Genomic DNA, 19936 nt, shown 5'->3' with positions numbered 1-19936 from the left:
ATGGCGGTGGACGTCGACCAGTCCTGTTCCGACTCCGCCGGCCGTGGCCGAAGGCGGGTGAACGCCGCGTGGGCTGCGGCACCAACCGCAGCCCACGCGAAAGAGTGTCGATCAGAGCACCAGGGCACCCGCGACGGCGCCGACAATGGTGCCGGCGATCGCGCCGATGAAGATCATCGGAACGCAGCCGACGATCAGACCGGCGAGGCCGATCATGCAACCGGCGACGGCGCCGGCGAAGAAGCCGACGACCATACCCGCGACACTGCCGACCAGGCCGATTTCCTGCGCCTCGGTCACCGAGACGACCCGCTGCTCGGACGTCGGATGCATGGTGATGGTGCTGCCGTCGGCGCTGACCTCGGTGCTGAGACGCACGATGCGGTCGGTGTTGGCGAACACGGTGGGGACGTTCTGCACCGCGCTGCCGTCATTGTTGGTGATGGTGATCGTATTGCCGTCCGGGCTCACATCGAACCGGCCGCCGACCAGATGAGCGGTAATGCCGGTGCCGTCCTCGGAAGCGCCGGCGGTGACGGTCATACCCTGGTCGGTCGCGGTCATGGTGGGGCCGCCGAATGTGGGGGCGGCGACAGCGGTTTCACCGTGCGATGTTGCTGCCGACACTCCGGTGGCGGCAATAGCAAGCAAAGACGTAGCAACGAGCTTACGAATCCACACGTGCAGACACACCTTTCGACGGGCGCTGACTGGGTCAGCGTGAATGGTTGGGAGAGGAAACGCCTCCGGTAGAGCCGCATCGTTCACCGATAGCAGTCTGCTACCAGCGTTGCGAGCGCGAAACAGACCATACAGCCACGCAAGCGCTTTCAATGGATTGAACACACCGGATTTGCGGCGTGCCGCAGAGCAATTCTTCTATTCCGTAGCGCCGCAGCGAATTTCAAGTGGACAAAACGGACATTTGCCACGCGAACTGACTATTTCGGTAAATGGTTAGCTACTCGAATTGTATCGGTTTCACCCAGTTCTCGATCTCGACCCATGTCGCCGACACCACGGTGACGGTCTACTCCGACCCGACCACCATCTGAACGGGCGGGACCGGACATGAGACTCCCAGACATCCTCGAACCTCAACGGCGAGGGCTCGCGGTTGCCGCGATCACCGCTTCCCTGATCGTGGTGGCGGCGACCGTGATCGCGCTCAACCCCGCCACCGCCACCGGTGAAACCCCCGCCGAACGGTGTGCGCGGGAGACCGCGGCCTACAACGCGGCGTGGGAATCGACGTGGCGGGCAGGCAATCCCGGCAACCCGGGACCCCCACCTCCACCGCCGGTGCCGTATGTCTGCCACGACCCCGGAGAGCCAGCCACCACGACACCGACCACCCCTCCGGCCGCGTCTGGTTCGCAGCCCACGCAAGCGCCCGGCGACGGGCGTTCAAGGCCAGGAATGCTCCCGGACGACTGTCCGATGGCGACGGCGATATCGTCCCGGGGCCCAGCGCAACCGAGCGAACTGAGCCGGTTCGAACCGAGCAGCCTGCGGTACTGCCCGACGCCCGGATCGGGTCCCAATGCCAACGCTTGCGGTGCGTGCAAGAGCCCCGACCTACATGAAGGTCGAACCCGATAGTGTGAAGGGGCAGCGGTGAGAATCTCCCAACGAACCCGCGCAATCATAGGAGTAGTCATCGCTGCCCTGGTCTTCGGGGTCGCCGTGTATGCGGTCGCGGACTTGCGGCGGGCGGCGACGGTCTGAACGACAACAAGACAACGACGGCCATACGCGGGCCCGAACTCGTGCCAATGCCCGAAGAGTTCGATGTACAGGGGCTTGCTCCAGATCGGCTGCGGGTCACTGCGGCTTGTGTCCGAGAAGTGCACGGCGACTCGCCTGCGACACTGATTCTCGGAGTCACGCCAGCTGAAGAATTCACGTCGGCTACGGAGAACATGGGCAAAAATTCGCCTGTCTGGCGTGATCGACTCGTCGAACCGCGCAACTGTACTGCCACTCGGTATGGATTGGATGCCTTCGCATAACGCTGGATCAACAGCAACGTCATCGACGTGCGACTCGGTGATGATTCAGCGGTCCAGTGTCAACCTTTCGAGAATCCTGTCTGATCGAGCGCCCTGTTGTTCCTGGGTGGGAATGTGTGAAGATGGTTGATTCAGATGGTGTTTGCCGTTCTGCCGCAAATGGTTTCGCGGTAGAATAGCTGCATGGATTCGGAGGGGGACATTCCGCAGGGCGATACCGCGCTCGCCGCGTTGGCGGCGGCGGTCGACGCCCTCGCGGCCGAGGACCTGACCGGATTCAGCGACGCCGAGTTCGCCGTCCGCATCCGGGGGTTGGAGGTGTGCCGCCGCCGGTTGGAGGCGGTGGGGCATCGGCATGTGGTCGAGATCAACGACCGGCATCTGTGGACCACCACCGGATCGGTCGGGCTCTACCGGTACCTGGTCGAAACCCTGCTACTGGCCAAGGCCGACGCGGTCGCGCGGGTCAAGGCCGCCGCCCAGCTCGGGGTGATGACCAGTGCCTACGGCGAGAAATGCGAACCACGTCTGCCGCATGCCGCTGTCTCCCACGCCGAGGGTGCGATCTCGGGGGATCATGCGCGGGCCGTGATGCGGGTGATGGAGCGCATACCGGATGCCGTCGATACCGAGCGCCGCGCCGTCGCCGAGGAACACCTCGCTGCCGCCGCGCGCACCGGGACTCCGGAGATGGTGGGCAAGGTCGGTGACCGCATCCTGGGCTATCTCGACCCGGACGGTTCGCTGACCACGGACAAGGACCGGGCTCGGTTACGGGTGGCGACCTTCGGTGAACAGCGCCTGGATGGAATGAGCACGTTCGAAGGCTGTTTCGATCCCGAATGGTCGATCCCGCTGTTGCTGATCTTCGACGAGAACGCGGGCAAGCCCTTGTATCTGGGGGAAGGTGCGCGGATCGCATCGCAGTGGCAGCGGTTGGCCGCCATCGCCCGCGACCGCGGCTGCACGCACCCCGATTGTTCCGCGCCCGCGACCATGTGCGCGATGCACCACGTCGTCCCGTGGGCGGCGAACGGTCCCACCGATATCGACAACCTGACATTGGTGTGCGATGCCCATCATGCGCGGATCGCCGCCGACGCCGACGCCGACGATCCGACCGGATGGGCCACTCATCGCGTCTCGCCGGGTGGTGCGAATGCCGGCCGCACCGCGTTCTGTCCGCCCGCGTCAGTGGATCCGCGACGACGGGCGCGGGTGAATCGGTTCCATCACCCCGAGCAGGTTTTGGCCGAGAGCGTGAAACGCCGACGAGCCAGGTTGCTTGCCCACCGTGCTCGGGAGTAAATCGTGCATCACGAGCCGATCCACAACCGGACACCGGTCCGGACCCCACGCGGAAGTCGTCCCGCCGCGCAGGGGTATTCAGCACGCGCGTGTGCCGCGCACGCTCGGCCCAGCCTCGGACATGCCGACAGGCCGAACCGATCCGAACGCCTGCGGTTCATTGTCGGACATGCGGGCGTGACCGGCTCGGTCGTGAAATGCGGGAACTGAGTAGAGGTCTCGACGGCTCGTAACGGCGCGCAGGCATCAGCCTGGTTGCGCTGCGGAACCTTCGTTGAGCCGCTGCATCCGCTCCGGGTGGTAGGTGATCACCGCGACCACGAAGATCGCGAAGGTGAGCAGCACGTAGCTGCTGCCGATGATCTGCTCCCACCAGGACCAGGCGAGTTCGCGGTCACTGTCGTGCGGCAGCACCCACTGGGGGCCGATGGCGAACAGGACCGTCGCCAAGGCGACGGTGCCGATGAACCAGCGGTTGCGGCGGCCCCGGCGGATGGCGTCGACGGCGATCACCAGGGTCGGGGCGATCCAGACCCAGTGGTGGGACCAGGAGACCGGGGAGACCAAGAGGACCGCGCCCGCGTTCACCATGAGCGCGGTGACCGGGCGGCCCGCGTCGATGAGGCGCTTCATCCAGACGGCGGCCAGGGCTACGGCGATCACCGACAGGGTGAGCCAGATGGCGGTGGCGGTGGAATCGGAGACGCCGAGACGGAAGGCGAAACCCTTCAGGGACTGATTGCCCGCGAAATGCGGGGGGCCGATGCGGCCGGTGTCGGACAGGGTGTGGAACCAGTACTGCACCGACTCGTGCCAGAAGAACACGAACATCAGGCCGACCGCGGTGATGGTCGAAACCACCAGGGTGATGGGCGATTTCCAGTCTCCGCGCGGCAGGTAGCGCCGCCAGCCCGCGGCGTCGGGCCAGCCGCCGCGCGGCGGAAAGTTCAGGCACAGCAGGAAGAACAGCAGATAGGCGGCGGGGGTGAGCTTCACCGACACCGCGATGCCGATCAGCATCCCGCGCGGCCAGAAAGGCTTGCGCACCAGGCAATCCAGGGCGATGGCGGCCATCAGCACCAGATTGATCTGGCCGAAACCGTAGGTCTGGCGGATCGGCTCCAGCCATTGCAGGATCGCCACCGCGCCGATGACGAGCGCCAGCCGCGTCGGGCGGTCCATGGCCGGGCGCACCCGCTCCAGCACGATCCACAGCGTCACGCCCAGTGCGGTGATCGAGGTCGCCAGCACCAGCACCTCCGCCACCGGCAGCGGCATGAGGGCCAGCGGCGCGAAGAACAGCGCGGCCAGCGGGGGATAGGTGAACGGCAGGCCGATCCCGAACACCTCCGGCATGGGGCCGTACAGCTCCCCGCCGTCCATCCACACCCGCGGGCCGTTGCGGTACACCTGAAGATCGATGTACCCGTGCCAGATCTTCCCGAAATGACTGATGAGCGCCGACACCACGAACAACGCGAGCGCGATGAGCAGCAGCCGGACCTGACGGCGAGACAATCCCGTGGGCCCTCCATGCGTCGTCGCAGGCTTCTCGGTCGGATCCGCGACCCCGGATCGATCGTTCACCGGGACAGACTAGCTGGCACGCCCCACTCGGCTGCTGCTCCGGGTCCGCGGAGGCTGTTGCGCGCGCCACAGTTCACACTGCGATCGCGGCTGGCACCGTGCTCGAACGCGGAGCCGACGACATCGGACGTGACGACTGATTTCGTGAGAATCGGGGTAATCCGCCGGGTGCGCCCATCATTGGTTCGGCTCTACGACCGCCGGCGCGCGTATGCGACGGTCGACGGCTCACAGCCGTGCGCCGAAGTCGCGGGGAGGCGGGGGAGAGTGGGGTTTGCCGGGCATTAGACTTCGAAGCGAATCCCGCCGTATCCAGCTTGCCGGTCGCTGTCTCGTTCCGGCCGAAAGGACTCTGGTATTCCCGTGACCAACCACGTCGATACCGTCAGCGCCGCCGCGGCCACCCCGGAACAGCCGCAGCCCTACAAGGAACTCGGCCTCAAGGACGACGAGTACGCCCGCATCAAGGAGATCCTCGGCCGCCGCCCGACCGATGCCGAGCTGGCCATGTACTCGGTGATGTGGTCCGAGCACTGCTCCTACAAGTCCTCCAAGGTGCACCTGCGCTACTTCGGCCAGACCACCACCGACGAGATGCGCGCCGCCATGCTGGCCGGCATCGGCGAGAACGCGGGCGTGGTGGACATCGGCGAGGGCTGGGCGGTCACCTTCAAGGTGGAATCGCACAACCACCCGTCCTATGTCGAGCCCTACCAGGGTGCGGCCACCGGCGTCGGCGGCATCGTCCGCGACATCATGGCCATGGGCGCGCGTCCGATCGCCGTCATGGACCAGTTGCGCTTCGGCGCGGCCGACCACCCGGACACCCGGCGCGTGGTGGACGGCGTGGTGCGCGGCGTCGGCGGCTACGGCAACTCCCTCGGCCTGCCGAATGTGGGCGGCGAGACCGTCTTCGACCCCTCCTACCAGGGCAACCCGCTGGTCAACGCGCTGTGCGCGGGCGTCATGCGGGTGGAGGACCTGCATCTGGCGTTCGCCTCCGGCCAGGGCAACAAGATCATCCTCTTCGGTGCGCGCACCGGCCTCGACGGCATCGGCGGCGTCTCCGTGCTCGCCTCCGACACCTTCTCCGGCGACGAGTCCGGAGCCGGCCGCAAGAAGCTGCCCAGCGTCCAGGTCGGCGACCCCTTCACCGAGAAGGTGCTCATCGAGTGCTGCCTCGAGCTGTACGCCGCCGACCTCGTCGTCGGCATCCAGGACCTCGGCGGGGCCGGACTGTCCTGCGCCACCTCCGAACTCGCCGCCGCCGGTGACGGCGGCATGCACATCGAACTCGACAAGGTGCCGCTGCGCGCCGCCAATATGACGCCCGCCGAAATCCTGTCCTCGGAATCGCAGGAGCGCATGTGCGCGGTCGTCACCCCCGAGAACGTGGACGCCTTCATGGCGGTCTGCGCGAAGTGGGACGTCATCGCCACCGTCATCGGTGAGGTCACCGACGGCGACCGGCTCGTCATAACCTACGACGGCGAGACCGTGGTGGACGTGCCGCCGCGCACCGTCGCCCACGAGGGCCCGGTGTACGAGCGCCCGGTGCAGCGCCCCGACTCGCAGGACGCGCTCATCGCCGACACCCCGGACAAGCTGAACCGGCCCAAGACCGGTGAGGAACTGCGCGCCACCCTGCTGAAGCTGCTGGCCAGCCCGCAGCTGTGCTCCCGCAAGTGGATCACCGAGCAGTACGACCGGTACGTGCGCGGCAACACCGTGCTCGCCGAGCACGCCGACGCCGGTGTCATCCGCATCGACGAGGAAACCGGCCGCGGTATCGCCCTGGCCACCGACGCCTCGGGCCGCTACACCAAGCTCGACCCGTACACCGGCGCGCAGCTGGCGCTGGCCGAAGCCTTCCGCAATGTCGCCACCACCGGCGCCACCCCGAAGGCCGTCACCAACTGCCTCAACTTCGGCTCCCCGGAGGATCCGGGCGTCATGTGGCAGTTCCAGCAGGCCGTGCGCGGTCTCGCGGACGGCTGTGTGGCCCTGGGCATTCCGGTCACCGGCGGCAATGTGTCCTTCTACAACCAGACCGGGCAGACCGCCATCCTGCCGACGCCGGTGGTCGGCGTGCTCGGCGTCATCGACGACGTGCACCGCCGCATCCCCACCGGCCTGGGCCTGGAACCCGGCGAGACCCTCATCCTGCTGGGCGAGACCCGCGACGAATTCGGCGGCTCCATCTGGGCGCAGGTCGAACACGACCACCTCGGCGGCGAACCCCCGAAGGTCGACTTCGCCCGCGAGCAGCTGCTCGCCGAAATCCTCACCGCCGGATCCCGCGACGGCATGATCAGCGCCGCGCACGACCTGTCCGAGGGCGGTCTCGCCCAGACCGTGGTCGAAGCCGCGCTGGCGGGCGAAACCGGCTGCCGCATCCTGCTGCCCGAGGACGCCGACCCGTTCGTCACCCTCTTCTCCGAGTCGGCCGGACGCGTCCTCGTCGCCGTGCCGCGCACCGAGGAGACCCGCTTCACCAAGATGTGCGACGCCCGCGGGCTGCCGTGGACGCGCATCGGCGTGGTCGATCAGGGCTCCGACTCGGTCGAGGTGCAGGGACAGTTCACCATCACGCTGGACGAACTGCGCACCACCTTCGAGGGCACCCTGCCCGCACTCTTCGGCGGAGCCGTCGAACACTGACAGCGAGACGCCCCGCCCGGACCCCTCGTTCCGGGCGGGGCGCTGTCATGCCACCTTGAACGGATCGTGTTCGGCCATCAGCTTTTCCAGCCGGGCCTCGTCGATGCGGCTGTGCACCCGCGACGCCTCGTGCTGATCTCGAACCACCTTCGCGAGAGTGAAGGAGCTGCTGACCAGAAACAACAGCGACATCACCAGGAACCCGCGCTGCCAGATGTCCAGCGGCAGATAGAGGATGCCGATAAGGCTGGCGGAGAAGGAGATTCCGAACGCGATAGCGGCCTGGGCGAGAAATGCCGTGGTGCTCTTGCTCTGTGCGTTGGGAGTGTTGCTCATACCGGAGAAGTCTGTCGGCCACGACGCCCGCGGACCCGCGTAGTTCTACTCGAGCCACCAGGGTAGATACCCTACCCGCATCACCATTGAGCGACGTCACGCCACCGAATCCCCTGATTCGGACAGCCTACCGCCATACTTGACGGGTGCTCGACACGACCGACGCTCTGACGCGGCTGCGCACCGGTAGCGCCGTCGCGGTACGGCCCGTGTCGATGTGGGTGCGCCGAGCCGCCCCCGTCTGGCGCAAGATCGAGGAGATCATCGACCTCAACCACGTCGGGCTGGTGGTCGCCACCGTCTTCTTCGCCTGGTCCGTCACTCCCTCGCTGCTGCCGCGCGACTGGCTGTTCCAGGGCCTCATCTCCGGGGTGAACGCGGCGCTCGGCTACGGCGTCGGCTGTGTGCTGGAGTGGGTGTTCCGGCGGTGGGTGCGTCCCAAGATCAATGTCAGCACCCCGCCCATGTGGGTGCGCGACGCCGTGAAGACCGCCGTCGTGCTCACCTGCGCGCTGGTCGCCGCCTACATGCTGGTGCTGTCGGCGGACTGGCAGCGCGAGATCTTCTCGCTCATGGGCATGTACGGCACCACCACCGAGGCATACCTGCGCACCGGCGGACTCAGCCTGCTGGTCGGCGTGCTGGTGGTGGCGGCGTATCGGACGCTGCGCGAGGTGGTGCGCTTCTTCGGCCGCCAGCTCAGCCGCTGGGTCCGGGTGCCGCCGCACCTCGCCCCCGCCGCCGGGACGCTGCTGCTCGTCGTGCTGGTCATCACGCTGTTCAACGGCGTCGCCACCCAGGCGTTCTTCGCCGTCGCGAACTCGGCGTTCAGCGTGCGCAACGACGAGATGTCGCCGTATGCCGTCCAACCGGTCGCGCCGGAACGTTCGGGCAGCCCGGCTTCGCTGTCGGAGTGGGAGACCCTCGGCTCGGAGGGCCGCTGGTTCGTCTCGCACGGGCCGGACCCGTTGCTGATCAGCTCGCTCACCGGCAAACCGGCCAAGGAGCCCATTCGCGTGTACGTGGGGCTGGAGTCCGCCGGACAGGACATCACCCAGGAAGAGTTGGCGGTCGCCGAACTCGAACGCACCGGGGCCTTCGACCGGCAGGTGCTGGTGATCGTCACCACCACCGGCACCGGCTGGGTGAACAGCATGGCCGCCGCCGCCATCGAATACATGTACGGCGGGGACACCGCGATCGTGGCGTCGCAGTATTCGTACCTGCCCAGTGTGCTGTCGTTCCTCGCCGACCGGCAGAAGGTGGCGGCCGCGGGGAAGAAGATGTTCGACGCCGTCTACGCCGCCTGGTCGCGGCGGCCGGTGGAGGAGCGGCCGAAACTGCTGGTGTACGGGGAGAGTCTGGGTTCGCAGGGGTCCGAGGCCGCGTTCGACGGGCTGGCCGACCTGCGTTCCAAGGTCGACGGTGCGCTGTGGGTGGGGCCGCCCAACTCGAATCGGCTGTGGGAGCAGTTCGTTTCGCGCCGGGACCCGGGGACGCGGGAGGTCGCGCCGATCTACGCCGACGGGCTGGTGGTGCGCTTCGCCGCCGACGCCGCCGACCTCGCCCGGCCGTCGACGGAATGGCGGCAACCCCGCATCGCCTACCTCATGCACGCCTCCGACCCGATCGTCTGGTGGTCGACCGATCTCATCCTCTCCCAACCGGACTGGCTGTCCGAGCCGCGCGGCTCCGACGTGTCCTCGCAGATGCGGTGGTGGCCCTTCGTCACCTTCTGGCAGGTAGCGGCCGACCTCACCAACGCCCAGGGCGTCAGCGACGGCCACGGCCACCGCTACGGATCCCTGGTCCTCGACGGCTGGGAAGCCATTGCCGCACCGCCGGATTGGAACCCGGAACTGCGCGAGAAGATCCGCACCCAGATCGAATTGGCCGAGGACTACGAGCGAGCGGTCAAGTAGGGGTGTCGAACCGGGCGAGAGCGGTGCCACGGTCCGGATATCCGGGCCGTACCACCGAACGTGAGGTGGAACGTGCGTCGCGGCGGGCCGGTTCGCGCGGGGTTGCGCACTTGTCGGCTGTGCCGCGTGGCAGCGGGTGGGCGCGTGTGGAGTCGCCGATGCGGTGGGAGCGGCTGCGGGCGCTGCCGAGAACGGCTGTGGCCGTGGGGATGCCGCTGGTGTGGAGCAATCGGGTGCTGCCCGCGCTACGGCTCGGGATGCGCGGGCGCACCGCCGCGAACCTCGCCTTCGCCGGTGGCTACGCCATGGCGTTCCGGGGGCGGCCGGAGTGGTTTTCGGCGCGGGGCTGGCGGGTCGGACTGGCCGTCGCCGGGCTCGCCCTGGCGGGATACGGTGTGGCACTCGCCGTTCCGGGATTGCGCGAGCGGGTGGGGGAGATCGCCGAGCGGGTGCCGGAGACATCGCATGCCGAGTGGGTGGGACTGCACATCCCGGTGGGCACCGTCGTCAGTGAGGAGCTCGTCTTCCGGGGCACTCTGACACCGCTCTTGGACGACACCTTCGGCCCCGGCGGCACCTGGCTCGGCGCAACGGTTTTCGGGCTCTGGCACATCTACCCGGCGCGTGCGGCGGGCGACCCGATCCCGGCCGCGGTCGCCATCACCGCCGCCGCGGGACTGCTGTTCGATCACCTCCGGCACCGCACCGGCAGCGCCACCGCCCCCGCCCTGCTCCACCTCGCCCTCAATGCGGGCGGCGCACTCGCCCCGCTGCTGGCCCGGCGCATTTCGGAGCCCCCGGAGATCCTGGTCGGCGAGTGACATCCCGACGCCATCCACGGTCCGACAGGCCGTGCCGCGAGCGCAGTGGCATTCCGGCACGACCAGCCGTTCGACCGGTGTGACGCGGTGTCGAGCGCCTGACCGCCGTCCAGAGCCTGCGCCGCGTGCGTGTACCGGCGTCGTCTCACCGCCCCATTTCTCGTCGCTCCACCGTGGCGCGTATCGATGGCTCGCGGCTCGCGGCTCGCGGTTCGTGGTTCGTGGTTGGCGGTTCGTGGTTGGCGGTTCGTGGTTGGCGGTTCGTGGTTCGTGGCTCGCGGCTCGCGGCTCATGGTTCGCGGCCCGCGTGCTCGATCGTGTGTGTGCCGGACGAGCTAGCCTCGTCGGGTGGCACGACGAGCGGCGGTGAACCCGGAGGAACTGCGAGCGGCCCTGGCGGCACTGGAGCCCTGGCTGCGCGACGAGACCGTACCCGCACCCACCCGCGCCGAACTCGGCGCGGCGGTCAAGGGCACCGCCCGCACCCTGGCGGCCGATGCCCCCGGAGCCTCGGTGGAGGTCCGCGTCCCGCCCTTCGTGGCCGTGCAGTGCATCGAGGGCCCGCGCCACACTCGCGGCACCCCGCCGAACGTGGTCGAAACCGACCCCCGCACCTGGCTGCTCCTCGCCACCGGGCTGCTGGACTTCGAGGAAGCCCTGACCTCCGGCGCACTGACCGCCTCGGGCACCCGGGCCCCCGAAATAGCCCGCTGGCTCCCCGTCATCCGCCCGCGATAGCCCGCTGGACCCACGGTCATCCGACCGCATCGACCGCGCTCGGATTCGACTGTGCTGCTCCCGCCCACGGTTGTTCTCCGCGCTCGGGGCAGTCCGAGCGCCTTGGCAGTCCGCACCGGGTGCAGGGGGCAAGCGCACCTCCTGAGAGTGCGCTCCGCCCTCCAGCCCCGCTCGCGATCCTCGCCCGCCGCCGCTGACCTCGCGCGAAGCCGCTACGTGCGCCGCCGCTGTCGTCGCGGGTAGCGGCTATGTGCGCGCCGCCGCCCGCGCGTCTTTCTCCACCGGCTTGCGCTCCAACCCCTTGTGGTCGTAGAACCGCGTGATCAGCAGGCCGAACACCACGCCGATCGCCAAGCCCAGGGCCGCCATCCACACCCCGCGCGTCAATCCCGCCACTCCGCTGCCGTTGAAGTAGAGGATCGCGCGGGTGCCCAGGAACACCTGGTGCATGGGTTCGAAATTGGCCAGCCAGCCGAAGTACTTCGGCGTCGCCTCGATCGGCACGGTGCCGCCGGAGGACGGCAGGCCGAGAATGATGAAGATGATCAGGTTGACGATCAGCCCGGCCGTGCCCACCGCCGCCAGCACCGAGGTGCAGGTGAATCCGACCGCGATGATCACGAACGCCCCGTAGATGAACAGCAGCAGCGGTTTGTCGATGGGCATGCCCAGCGCCGCGCCGATGCCGAGCAGCGCGGCCGATACCGCCACCGCCATCACCGACACTGCCGCCCATTTGAGTAGCAGCGTGCGCGTCCGCGAGATCGGGGCGCGCGGGAAATGCACGTACCAGGGCCCCCATTCGGTCGGCAGGAAGCCCAGCGCCGAATCGATCAACTGATGGATGATCATCGCGCCCACCATGCCGACCAACAGCAGCAGCAGGCTGTAGAAGAACGCCGTAAGACCCTCACCGGAACCGTTCGGTAGCGGCCGGAACTGTTCGACCACGATATTCAGCGGCTCCGCCAGCGCCACCCGGGTGGCCGCGGTGAGCTCCGGCGCCGGTGGCCCGTCCGGCGGCGGAGCCAGCTGGGCGTTGACCTGTTCGGTCAGCTGCTTGCCGACCTGGATCTGCACCTGACTGAGAGCTTCCTCACCGAATTTCTGGGTGATGGCGGTCGCGAACGCGCCGGTGCGCGGATTGGTCTGCAAGGTGATGACCGGCTTCGAGATATCGCCCGGCACCACACTTCCCACGCCCAGAATGCCGAGCCGTTTGGAGAAGTCGCTGGGAATGATGATGGTGCCGTAGACCTGCGCCTGCTGCATCTGCAGCTGCGCCTCGCCGATGCCGAGCTCGCGCAGATCGATCTTGTCCGCGGGCACCGCCTCGCGCAGTCCGGCGGCGACCTGATCGCCGAAGTTCACCTGCTTTTCCTGGCCGGGCGCGCCGATGGTGTCGCCGACATCCTGATTCACGAGTGCTATCGGGAAGTCGTGCAGATTCTCTTCCGGATCCACGACATAGTCGAGGTACATCACGCCCAGCAACGAGGCCAGCAGCGTGACGACAATGATCGGAAAACCCCATTTGATCGGGGTGAGATGCCGACGTGGCGTAGGTTCCGGGGTATCGCTGGTCGTCACCGGAGAAAGCTAACAGCAAACGCCGCGCCACCCGGGTTATCCCAACGGCGGGTTGCGTCGTGATTACCCGTAGACTGGTGCGTGCCCCCAGCCCGCCGAACAGGGAGCAAACGGTGAATCTGCACCCCTCCGCCGCCGCAGCCGACCAGGACGAGAACGAACCGCGTGAAGAATGCGGGGTTTTCGGTGTCTGGGCACCGGGCGAGGATGTCGCCAAGCTCACGTATTACGGGCTCTATGCCCTTCAACACCGGGGCCAGGAAGCGGCGGGCATCGCCGTCGCCGACGGCGCGCAGGTGCTGGTCTTCAAGGATCTCGGCCTGGTGAGCCAGGTCTTCGACGAGCAGACCCTGGCCGCCATGCCCGGCCACGTCGCCGTCGGCCACTGCCGCTACTCCACCACCGGCTCCACCACCTGGGAGAACGCCCAGCCGATCTTCCGCACCACTGCGGTCGGCACCGGAATCGCGCTGGGACACAACGGAAATCTCGTCAATACCGCCGAATTGGGAGCGCGGGCACGGGAACTGGGCCTGATCAGCGGGCGACTGGCCGGATCCCTGGGCGCCACCTCCGACTCCGACGTGATGACCGCGCTGCTCGCGCACGCCGCCGCCGACAAGAGCATCGAGCAGGCGGCCATGGAGTTGCTGCCCACCCTGCGCGGCGCCTTCTGCCTCACCTTCATGGACGAGCACACGCTGTACGCGGCGCGCGACCCGTGGGGGGTGCGGCCGCTGTGTCTGGGCCGCCTGGATCGCGGCTGGGTGGTAGCCAGTGAGACCGCCGCCCTCGACATCGTCGGCGCGTCCTTCGTGCGCGAGATCGAGCCCGGCGAACTGCTGGCGATCGACGCCGACGGGGTGCGGTCCATGCGCTTCGCCAATCCCGAACCCAAGGGCTGCGTCTTCGAATACGTGTACCTGGCCCGCCCGGACTCCACCATCGCCGGACGCTCCGTGCACGCCACCCGCGTCGAGATCGGCCGCCGGCTGGCCGCCGAGCATCCCGTCGACGCCGACCTGGTCATCCCGGTGCCGGAATCCGGCACCCCGGCCGCCGTCGGCTACGCGCAGGGCTCCGGACTGCCCTATGGCCAGGGGCTGATGAAGAACGCCTATGTGGGGCGCACGTTCATACAGCCCAGCCAGACCATCCGCCAGCTGGGCATCCGCCTCAAGCTAAATCCGCTGCGCGAGGTCATTCGCGGCAAGCGCCTCATCGTGGTGGACGACTCCATCGTGCGCGGCAACACCCAGCGGGCCCTGATCCGCATGCTGCGCGAGGCGGGCGCGCTGGAGATCCACGTCCGCATCGCCTCGCCGCCGGTCAAATGGCCCTGCTTCTACGGCATCGACTTCGCCTCGCGGGCGGAGCTGATCGCCAACGGCGCGGGCGAGGGTTCCTTCGAGGACATGGTCGAGGGCGTGCGCCGCTCCATCGGCGCCGACACCCTCGGCTACATCTCCACCGAGGGCATGATCGCCGCCACCGAACAGCCCCGCAGCCGCCTGTGCTGCGCCTGCTTCGACGGCAAGTACCCCATCACCCTCCCCACCGAGGCCGCCATCGGTAAGAACGTGCTGGAGGGCATGCTCACCGGTGCGACGGAAACCGAACTGCTGGCCGACAACGCCAATGCCAGCGCATTGAGCCGCCCGTAGCCGACGTCGACGTCGTGCCCGCCCGCCTCGGTGGGCGGGCACTGTGCTATCCGGGGACCCTTGTATGTCGGGGCGGTTCGAGCCCTTTCGGGTCCGGGCGCGATGCCGCTGATCAACAGGGTTCGACGGTGCGGACGGGGGCGAGCGCGGGGCCGGTCGCGCGTCTCGGCGTTGCGGACCGGAGGGTTTGTCAACCCGCATTCCCGATACGGGTGCGATGTCGTTATCCGGCTCCGGTAGCGTGAGCAGGCATCTATCCACCGATTCGGCTTGGAGCTCTCCGAAGACAATGACTGAACAGACCCCCAGCGGTGCCGGTGCGTCGTACGCGGCGGCCGGAGTGGACATCGAAGCCGGCGACCGGGCAGTTGAGCTCTTCGCACCGCTGGCCAAGAAGGCAAGCCGGCCCGAGGTGCAGGGTGGACTCGGCGGCTTCGCCGGACTGTTCGCGCTGAAGGGTGGATACCGCGAGCCGCTGCTGGCCGCCTCCACCGACGGCGTCGGCACCAAGATCGCGGTCGCGCAGGCGCTCGACAAGCACGACACCGTCGGCCTCGACCTGGTCGCCATGGTCGTCGACGACCTGGTCGTGTGCGGCGCGGAACCGCTGTTCCTACAGGACTACATCGCCGTCGGCCGAGTCGTGCCCGAACGGGTCGCCGAACTGGTCTCCGGCATCGCCGAAGGCTGTGTCCAGGCCGGCTGCGCCCTGCTCGGCGGCGAGACCGCCGAACACCCGGGCCTGATGGGTCCGGACGACTACGACCTGTCCGCCACCGGCGTCGGCGTGGTGGAGGCCGACGCGGTGCTGGGTCCGGACCGGGTGCGGCCCGGCGACGTGGTGATCGCCATGGGCGCCTCGGGCCTGCACTCCAATGGCTACAGCCTCGCCCGCAAGGTGCTGCTCGACATCGACCGCATGTCCCTCACCGGACACGTGGAGGAATTCGGCCGCACCCTCGGCGAGGAGCTGCTCGAGCCGACCCGCATCTACGCCAAGGACTGCCTGGCCCTGATCGCCGAAACCGATGTGCGCACCTTCGCCCACGTCACCGGCGGCGGCCTGGCCAACAACCTGGCGCGTGTGCTGCCCGCGGGCATGGTCGCCGAACTCGATCGCGGCACCTGGAACCCGGCCCCGGTCTTCAAGATGATCGCCCAGCGCGGCCGCGTCGAGCGGGTCGAAATGGAGAAGACGTTCAATATGGGCGTCGGCATGGTCGCCATCGTCGCGCCCGAGGACGCCGATCGCGCACTGGCCGTCCTCACCGCCCGCCACATCGAATGCTGGACCCTCGGCACGGTCAAGAAGGCCAAGGACGCCGACGCCGCCCGCGCGGTGCTGGTGGGAGACCACCCGCGCTTCTGAGCATTCGGACATCCGAAGACGATGCGCCCCGGCCGCTCTCGTGGCCGGGGCGATTTTCGTCGATAGGGTGTCGAACGCTTCGGGTCTCCCGAACGGCTCCGGGTCGCCGAAGCGCACGGCGCGGCACCCGGGAAGGCCGCGAGCGATCCAGGGTGCGAAGAACACGGCCGACGTCGAGGCCGCGCATGCGCCCCGAAAGGCCGCGCTGGTTCGGTCGGCTGCTGTTCAGCTGCCCGGCGACCGGACAGCCCGAACACACCAGCGTCCCGACACGACTGCGCGCGGGACGCCGATGTGGTCACTGTGTAGTTCGAGCCCTCAGCACCGTGAATCACGGCAAAATCGACGCGCTAAGGGGGAGGCCAGTCACGGCCTCCCCCTTAGCACGTCGATTCAGTCCGAGTCAGCGGCGCCAGTCGTCGTAGGTGTCTTCATCTTCCCAACGCGACGATTCATCCGCGTCGTGCTCGTCGGAAAGCACACCACTCCGCTGCGAGCTGGGGGAAGAACTTCCCGACAGCTCGCGCTGAAGGCTCGCGAAGTCGGTTGGTGCCGAGCTGTACTTCAGCTCGCGCGCAACCTTGGTCTGCTTTGCCTTAGCCCGGCCACGGCCCATGGCTGACCCCCTCGCGTCACTGCGGGGCGGCCTGGGGTGGTTGGCGGCCCCGTTCGAATTAATATCTTCCTGACAGACACTTTAGCGTGTGTCAGGCGGTCGCGCTTCCATGAGTGCCGGAAGATCCTCGCGAGTGCCGTTCCGACCGGGGCGACGCCGTTTCCGTCGGGCGTCAGAGCAGCCCGGGAATTGCCCGGATCACGCCGACCCGGGCGCCGCCGCCCAGCACGGCGGGAGCCGCCAGCTCGGCGTGGTCGTCGGTCCAGTCGATGCCCATACGCTGCAGAATGGCCAGCGTCAGCGGCACCCGGGCGCGGTCGTGCCCGTCATCGATCTTGTAGGCGAAGGCCGAACCGTCCGGCAGCGCTCCCGCGTGCACCCCGTCCGCGCCGATCTTGCACACCAGTCCGGGCGTTGCCGTCATCACGCGCAGATCCGGCCCGTCCGTGCCGGAAATCACTCGCGGATGGGCGCGGATCGCCTCCGCCACCCGGCGCTCCGGCGAGCCGTCCGGGGCGGTGGCCATGGTGGCGTAGGCGCGGGCGAGGTTCACCAGCGACACCGGCACGATCGGCAGGCCGCAGCCGTCCAGACCGAGATCGGTCTCCGGCTCACCGGTGATGTCGGCGATGGTGTCGGTGACCGCGCGTTGCAGCGGATGCCCGGCATCGAGGTAGCCGCGGGTCGGCCAGCCGTTGATTCGGCAGGTGGCGAGCATGGCGGCGTGCTTGCCCGAGCAGTTCATGAAGATCCGGCGCGCCGCCTTCGCGCGGTCGTGCCCGGCGAGCGCGGTGGCGCGGGCCTGCTCCTCGAAGGGCAGATCCGGCGGGCACTCCAGCTCGTCCTCGGCGAAGCCGAAGCGATCCAGCAGCCGCTGCACCAGCTCCACATGATCGGGTTCGCCGAAGTGCGACGCGGTGGCGATGGCCAGCTCGGCGTCGTCCACGGGATGAAAGCCATTGCGCAGCAGGGTGATCGCCTGCATGGGCTTGTTGGTGGAGCGCGGGAAGATGGGGCCGTGCACCTCGCCGAGCTCCACGGCGGGCTCACCGTCGGGGCCGAGGATCACCAGCGAACCGCGGTGCACGCACTCGCGGAAACCCGACCGCACCACCTCGACCAGTTCCACACTCATGCTGTGCCCTTTCGCGCATGTGCGGGACGCTGCGTGGTTACGCTCCGCTGCCGCCTCCGCGTCTGACCGCTCATGCTGTGCCCTTTCGTGCGCGTGCGGGGCGCTGCGTGGTTGCTCTCGGCTGCGACCTCCGCACCTGACCGCTCATGCGGTGTCCCTTCGCGTCGTGGCCCGACCGTCGGCTACCACCGCCCGCGATCGGCGACCCGCCCGCCGGCTCGTCCCGCGCCGCCGCCGGCGGGTCCGAGCGCTCATGCCGTCAGCTCCCCGCTCGTCTTCGCATTCGTCGCGGCAACGCGGTCGTTGCGGCGGCGGTGGCGCTCGATCTGCATGCGCACATCGTCGGAGATGGTCGGCTCCTCGGTGAGCAGCCGGTCCAGCAGCGCCTGGTCGCGGCCGCCGAACAGGTCGCGCACGGTGATGCCGTGGGCGGGAATGTGGATCCGCCGCACCTCGTCGCCCGCGCCGATCGCGCCCTCGGTCAGCACCCGCAGATACGCGCCCGTATCCGATTGCAGGGTGAAGCGTTTCACCCACTGCTGCTCGCCGGTCCAGTGCTGGAAGGTGGCGCATGGGACGCGCGGCGCGCTCACCTCGAACAGTGCGTCGCCGATGGCCCAGCGCTCACCCAGTACCGCATCGCTCACCGGCAGGCCACCGATGCGCAGATTCTCGCCGAACCAGCCGTAGGGCAGCTCGCGATCGAGCTCGCGGCCCCAGCGTTCGGCGTCCTCCTGGGCGTAGGCGTACACGGCCTGGTGTTCGCCGCCGTGGTGTTCGGTATTGCACACGTGATCGCCGTCGAGGCTGAGCCTGTTCACCCGCACCCGCCGCGTGACCGGGCGCTTGTCGATGGCCGAGCGGCCGACCCGACCCGGCACCTCGATATCGGCGTGCACGACGCAGACGGCCAGCACGGTACCGACCGCGCTGGACGCCGCCGGGGCCGCGGCGTGCTCGGGCAGCACGCATTCCGCCGCCGCGGTGAGTTCGTCGCTCATCGGCCGCGCAACCTCTCCACGGCCAGGCGACCCGCCTGCGGCTCGTCGTGGGCGCGCACGGAATCGGGGTCGATGGAGGCGGCGACCGGTCCGGCCGCCAGCTCGGTGTCGACCGGGACATTGCGTTTGATCAGGGCCAGCGCCACCGGGCCGAATTCGTAGTGGTCGACCACCGTGCCCACCACGCCGACCGCGCGGCCGCCGGCGGTCACCGGATCACCGGGGGCCGGACGCGAATCCGCGGACCCGTCCAGATGCAGCAGCACCAGCTGTCGCGGCGGCTTGCCGAGATTGTGCACGCGGGCCACCGTCTCCTGGCCGCGGTAGCAGCCCTTGTTCAGGTGCACCGCGCCGAATTCGGCCGGGCCGCCGATCCAGTGCACCTCGTGCGGGATGGTGCGCTCATCGGTGTCGACGCCGATGCGCGGGCGCAGCGCCGTCACCCGCAGCGCCTCGTAGGCCCACATTCCGGCGGCCTCGGCTCCGGCGGCGCGCAGCCGCGCCCACCAGTCGCCCAGCTGCGCGCGGGGAACGATCAGATCGTAGGAATCGGCCGTGGGCCAGGGCATGCGGCGCAGGAACCCGCCACCGGGCAGCGCCACCGCCGCATTGATATCGGGCAGCGCCGCGACACCCAGGGTGTCGGTCAGTTCGGACACGCGCGGCCCGAGCAGGCTCAGCATGGCGTAGTCGGGTGCGGCCTCGGGCTTGGCGTCGGCCCAGAACACCATCTTCGCGAGGAAGTCGAGCAGTGCCGGGCCGCGCTGGGCCTCGGTGTCGATCCACACCGTGCCGTCGAGTTCGGTCAGCACGAAGTGGTTGAGCACGCGGCCGTTGAGATCCAGGTCCAGATTCTCCGCCGACCGTCCGTCGCCCAGCTCCGCCACATGCTGGCTGGAGACGGTGTGCAGCCAGGTCAACCGCTCTTTGCCGGTGATGGTGAACAGGAAGCGGTGCGAACGGTCCACCACCGCCACCCGCTGCGCCGCCGCGCGCTGCTCACCGAAGGGATCGCCGTAATGCCACGCGACAGCCGAATCGGGAGACTCGGGCAGCCCCGCGACTGCCCCTGGATTGGAAAGGATCGGGCTGGGTGCAACCTCGGAGGACACATACCCACAATAGGTGTTGCCCGATCCGCCGTGCGCCGGCGGTGGAGAAGCCGCGTAACCGGGC

The 19936-nt window shown here is 68.6% G+C and carries 15 protein-coding genes; 7 read left to right on the top strand and 8 right to left on the bottom strand.

The features are described from left to right. Positions 1–111: 111 nt before the first annotated feature. Positions 112–768 carry a hypothetical protein gene (locus QJS31_RS13490; RefSeq protein ID WP_306356850.1) on the bottom strand — a complete coding sequence of 219 codons (657 nt, stop codon included), beginning with the start codon at positions 766–768 and terminating at the stop codon, positions 112–114. Positions 769–2195: 1427 nt separating this feature from the next. Between QJS31_RS13490 and QJS31_RS13485 the strand changes: the two genes are divergently transcribed. Continuing rightward, positions 2196–3320, top strand: a complete 1125-nt coding sequence (locus tag QJS31_RS13485; protein ID WP_306356849.1) for an HNH endonuclease signature motif containing protein — start codon at positions 2196–2198, stop codon at positions 3318–3320. A 246-nt stretch (positions 3321–3566) separates the two neighbouring features. Here QJS31_RS13485 and QJS31_RS13480 read toward each other — a convergent pair whose 3' ends face one another. Beyond that, positions 3567–4907 (bottom strand): glycosyltransferase 87 family protein, encoded by a 1341-nt coding sequence (locus QJS31_RS13480; RefSeq protein ID WP_306356848.1) that lies wholly within the window; start codon positions 4905–4907, stop codon positions 3567–3569. Positions 4908–5270: 363 nt separating this feature from the next. On the opposite strand from QJS31_RS13480, the gene purL reads away from it, so the two are divergent. After that, positions 5271–7568: a phosphoribosylformylglycinamidine synthase subunit PurL gene (purL, locus tag QJS31_RS13475; protein WP_306356847.1), complete on the top strand. Its 2298-nt coding sequence runs from the start codon at positions 5271–5273 to the stop codon at positions 7566–7568. A 45-nt stretch (positions 7569–7613) separates the two neighbouring features. Here purL and QJS31_RS13470 read toward each other — a convergent pair whose 3' ends face one another. Continuing rightward, positions 7614–7904 carry a YiaA/YiaB family inner membrane protein gene (locus QJS31_RS13470; protein ID WP_282782652.1) on the bottom strand — a complete coding sequence of 97 codons (291 nt, stop codon included), beginning with the start codon at positions 7902–7904 and terminating at the stop codon, positions 7614–7616. Positions 7905–8119: 215 nt separating this feature from the next. On the opposite strand from QJS31_RS13470, the gene QJS31_RS13465 reads away from it, so the two are divergent. The 3 genes from QJS31_RS13465 (at position 8120) to QJS31_RS13455 (ending at position 11385) form a co-directional block, all read left to right on the top strand. Further along, complete coding sequence (locus tag QJS31_RS13465) at positions 8120–9826, top strand: alpha/beta hydrolase (RefSeq protein ID WP_372341600.1); 1707 nt, start codon at positions 8120–8122, stop codon at positions 9824–9826. A 158-nt stretch (positions 9827–9984) separates the two neighbouring features. Continuing rightward, a complete protein-coding gene (locus QJS31_RS13460) occupies positions 9985–10647 on the top strand; it encodes a CPBP family intramembrane glutamic endopeptidase (protein ID WP_282782656.1) in 663 nt (220 codons plus the stop codon). Positions 10648–10995: 348 nt separating this feature from the next. Continuing rightward, a complete protein-coding gene (locus tag QJS31_RS13455; RefSeq protein WP_282782658.1) occupies positions 10996–11385 on the top strand; it encodes a sterol carrier family protein in 390 nt (129 codons plus the stop codon). 246 nt (positions 11386–11631) lie between these two features. Here the strand turns inward: QJS31_RS13455 and QJS31_RS13450 are convergent, their stop codons facing one another. After that, positions 11632–12975 (bottom strand): YhgE/Pip domain-containing protein, encoded by a 1344-nt coding sequence (locus tag QJS31_RS13450; protein ID WP_372341589.1) that lies wholly within the window; start codon positions 12973–12975, stop codon positions 11632–11634. Between the two features lie 113 nt (positions 12976–13088). On the opposite strand from QJS31_RS13450, the gene purF reads away from it, so the two are divergent. Then, positions 13089–14639: an amidophosphoribosyltransferase gene (purF, locus tag QJS31_RS13445; protein WP_282782486.1), complete on the top strand. Its 1551-nt coding sequence runs from the start codon at positions 13089–13091 to the stop codon at positions 14637–14639. A 289-nt stretch (positions 14640–14928) separates the two neighbouring features. Further along, complete coding sequence (gene purM, locus QJS31_RS13440) at positions 14929–16008, top strand: phosphoribosylformylglycinamidine cyclo-ligase (protein WP_282782484.1); 1080 nt, start codon at positions 14929–14931, stop codon at positions 16006–16008. A 403-nt stretch (positions 16009–16411) separates the two neighbouring features. On the opposite strand, the gene QJS31_RS13435 is transcribed toward purM, so the two are convergent. From QJS31_RS13435 to QJS31_RS13420, 4 genes are all read right to left on the bottom strand, one after another. After that, positions 16412–16624 (bottom strand): DUF3073 domain-containing protein, encoded by a 213-nt coding sequence (locus QJS31_RS13435; RefSeq protein ID WP_282782482.1) that lies wholly within the window; start codon positions 16622–16624, stop codon positions 16412–16414. A 172-nt stretch (positions 16625–16796) separates the two neighbouring features. Then, positions 16797–17759 (bottom strand): asparaginase, encoded by a 963-nt coding sequence (locus tag QJS31_RS13430; RefSeq protein WP_282782479.1) that lies wholly within the window; start codon positions 17757–17759, stop codon positions 16797–16799. Between the two features lie 251 nt (positions 17760–18010). Continuing rightward, entirely contained in the window at positions 18011–18760 is a 750-nt protein-coding gene (locus QJS31_RS13425; protein WP_306356846.1) for an MOSC domain-containing protein, read from the bottom strand. After that, entirely contained in the window at positions 18757–19872 is a 1116-nt protein-coding gene (locus tag QJS31_RS13420) for a folate-binding protein YgfZ (RefSeq protein WP_306356845.1), read from the bottom strand. Before QJS31_RS13420 ends, QJS31_RS13425 begins: the two co-directional genes overlap by 4 nt. Between the last annotated feature and the right edge of the window lie 64 nt (positions 19873–19936).

This window comes from Nocardia sp. CC213A (assembly GCF_030766805.1).
In the GTDB taxonomy this organism is placed as follows: Bacteria; Actinomycetota; Actinomycetes; order Mycobacteriales; family Mycobacteriaceae; genus Nocardia; species Nocardia otitidiscaviarum.
This window is presented reverse-complemented; position numbering and strand designations above follow the sequence as displayed.

What these genes read in the sequence shown, in the direction of transcription:
- QJS31_RS13485 (WP_306356849.1), top strand. Translation starts at nt 2,196, where the DNA reads ATGGATTCGGAGGGGGACATTCCGCAGGGCGATACCGCGCTCGCCGCG.
- QJS31_RS13470 (WP_282782652.1), bottom strand. Translation starts at nt 7,904, where the DNA reads ATGAGCAACACTCCCAACGCACAGAGCAAGAGCACCACGGCATTTCTC.
- QJS31_RS13465 (WP_372341600.1), top strand. Translation starts at nt 8,120, where the DNA reads ATGTGGGTGCGCCGAGCCGCCCCCGTCTGGCGCAAGATCGAGGAGATC.
- QJS31_RS13460 (WP_282782656.1), top strand. Translation starts at nt 9,985, where the DNA reads ATGCGGTGGGAGCGGCTGCGGGCGCTGCCGAGAACGGCTGTGGCCGTG.
- purM (WP_282782484.1), top strand. Translation starts at nt 14,929, where the DNA reads ATGACTGAACAGACCCCCAGCGGTGCCGGTGCGTCGTACGCGGCGGCC.
- QJS31_RS13435 (WP_282782482.1), bottom strand. Translation starts at nt 16,624, where the DNA reads ATGGGCCGTGGCCGGGCTAAGGCAAAGCAGACCAAGGTTGCGCGCGAG.
- QJS31_RS13430 (WP_282782479.1), bottom strand. Translation starts at nt 17,759, where the DNA reads ATGAGTGTGGAACTGGTCGAGGTGGTGCGGTCGGGTTTCCGCGAGTGC.
- QJS31_RS13425 (WP_306356846.1), bottom strand. Translation starts at nt 18,760, where the DNA reads ATGAGCGACGAACTCACCGCGGCGGCGGAATGCGTGCTGCCCGAGCAC.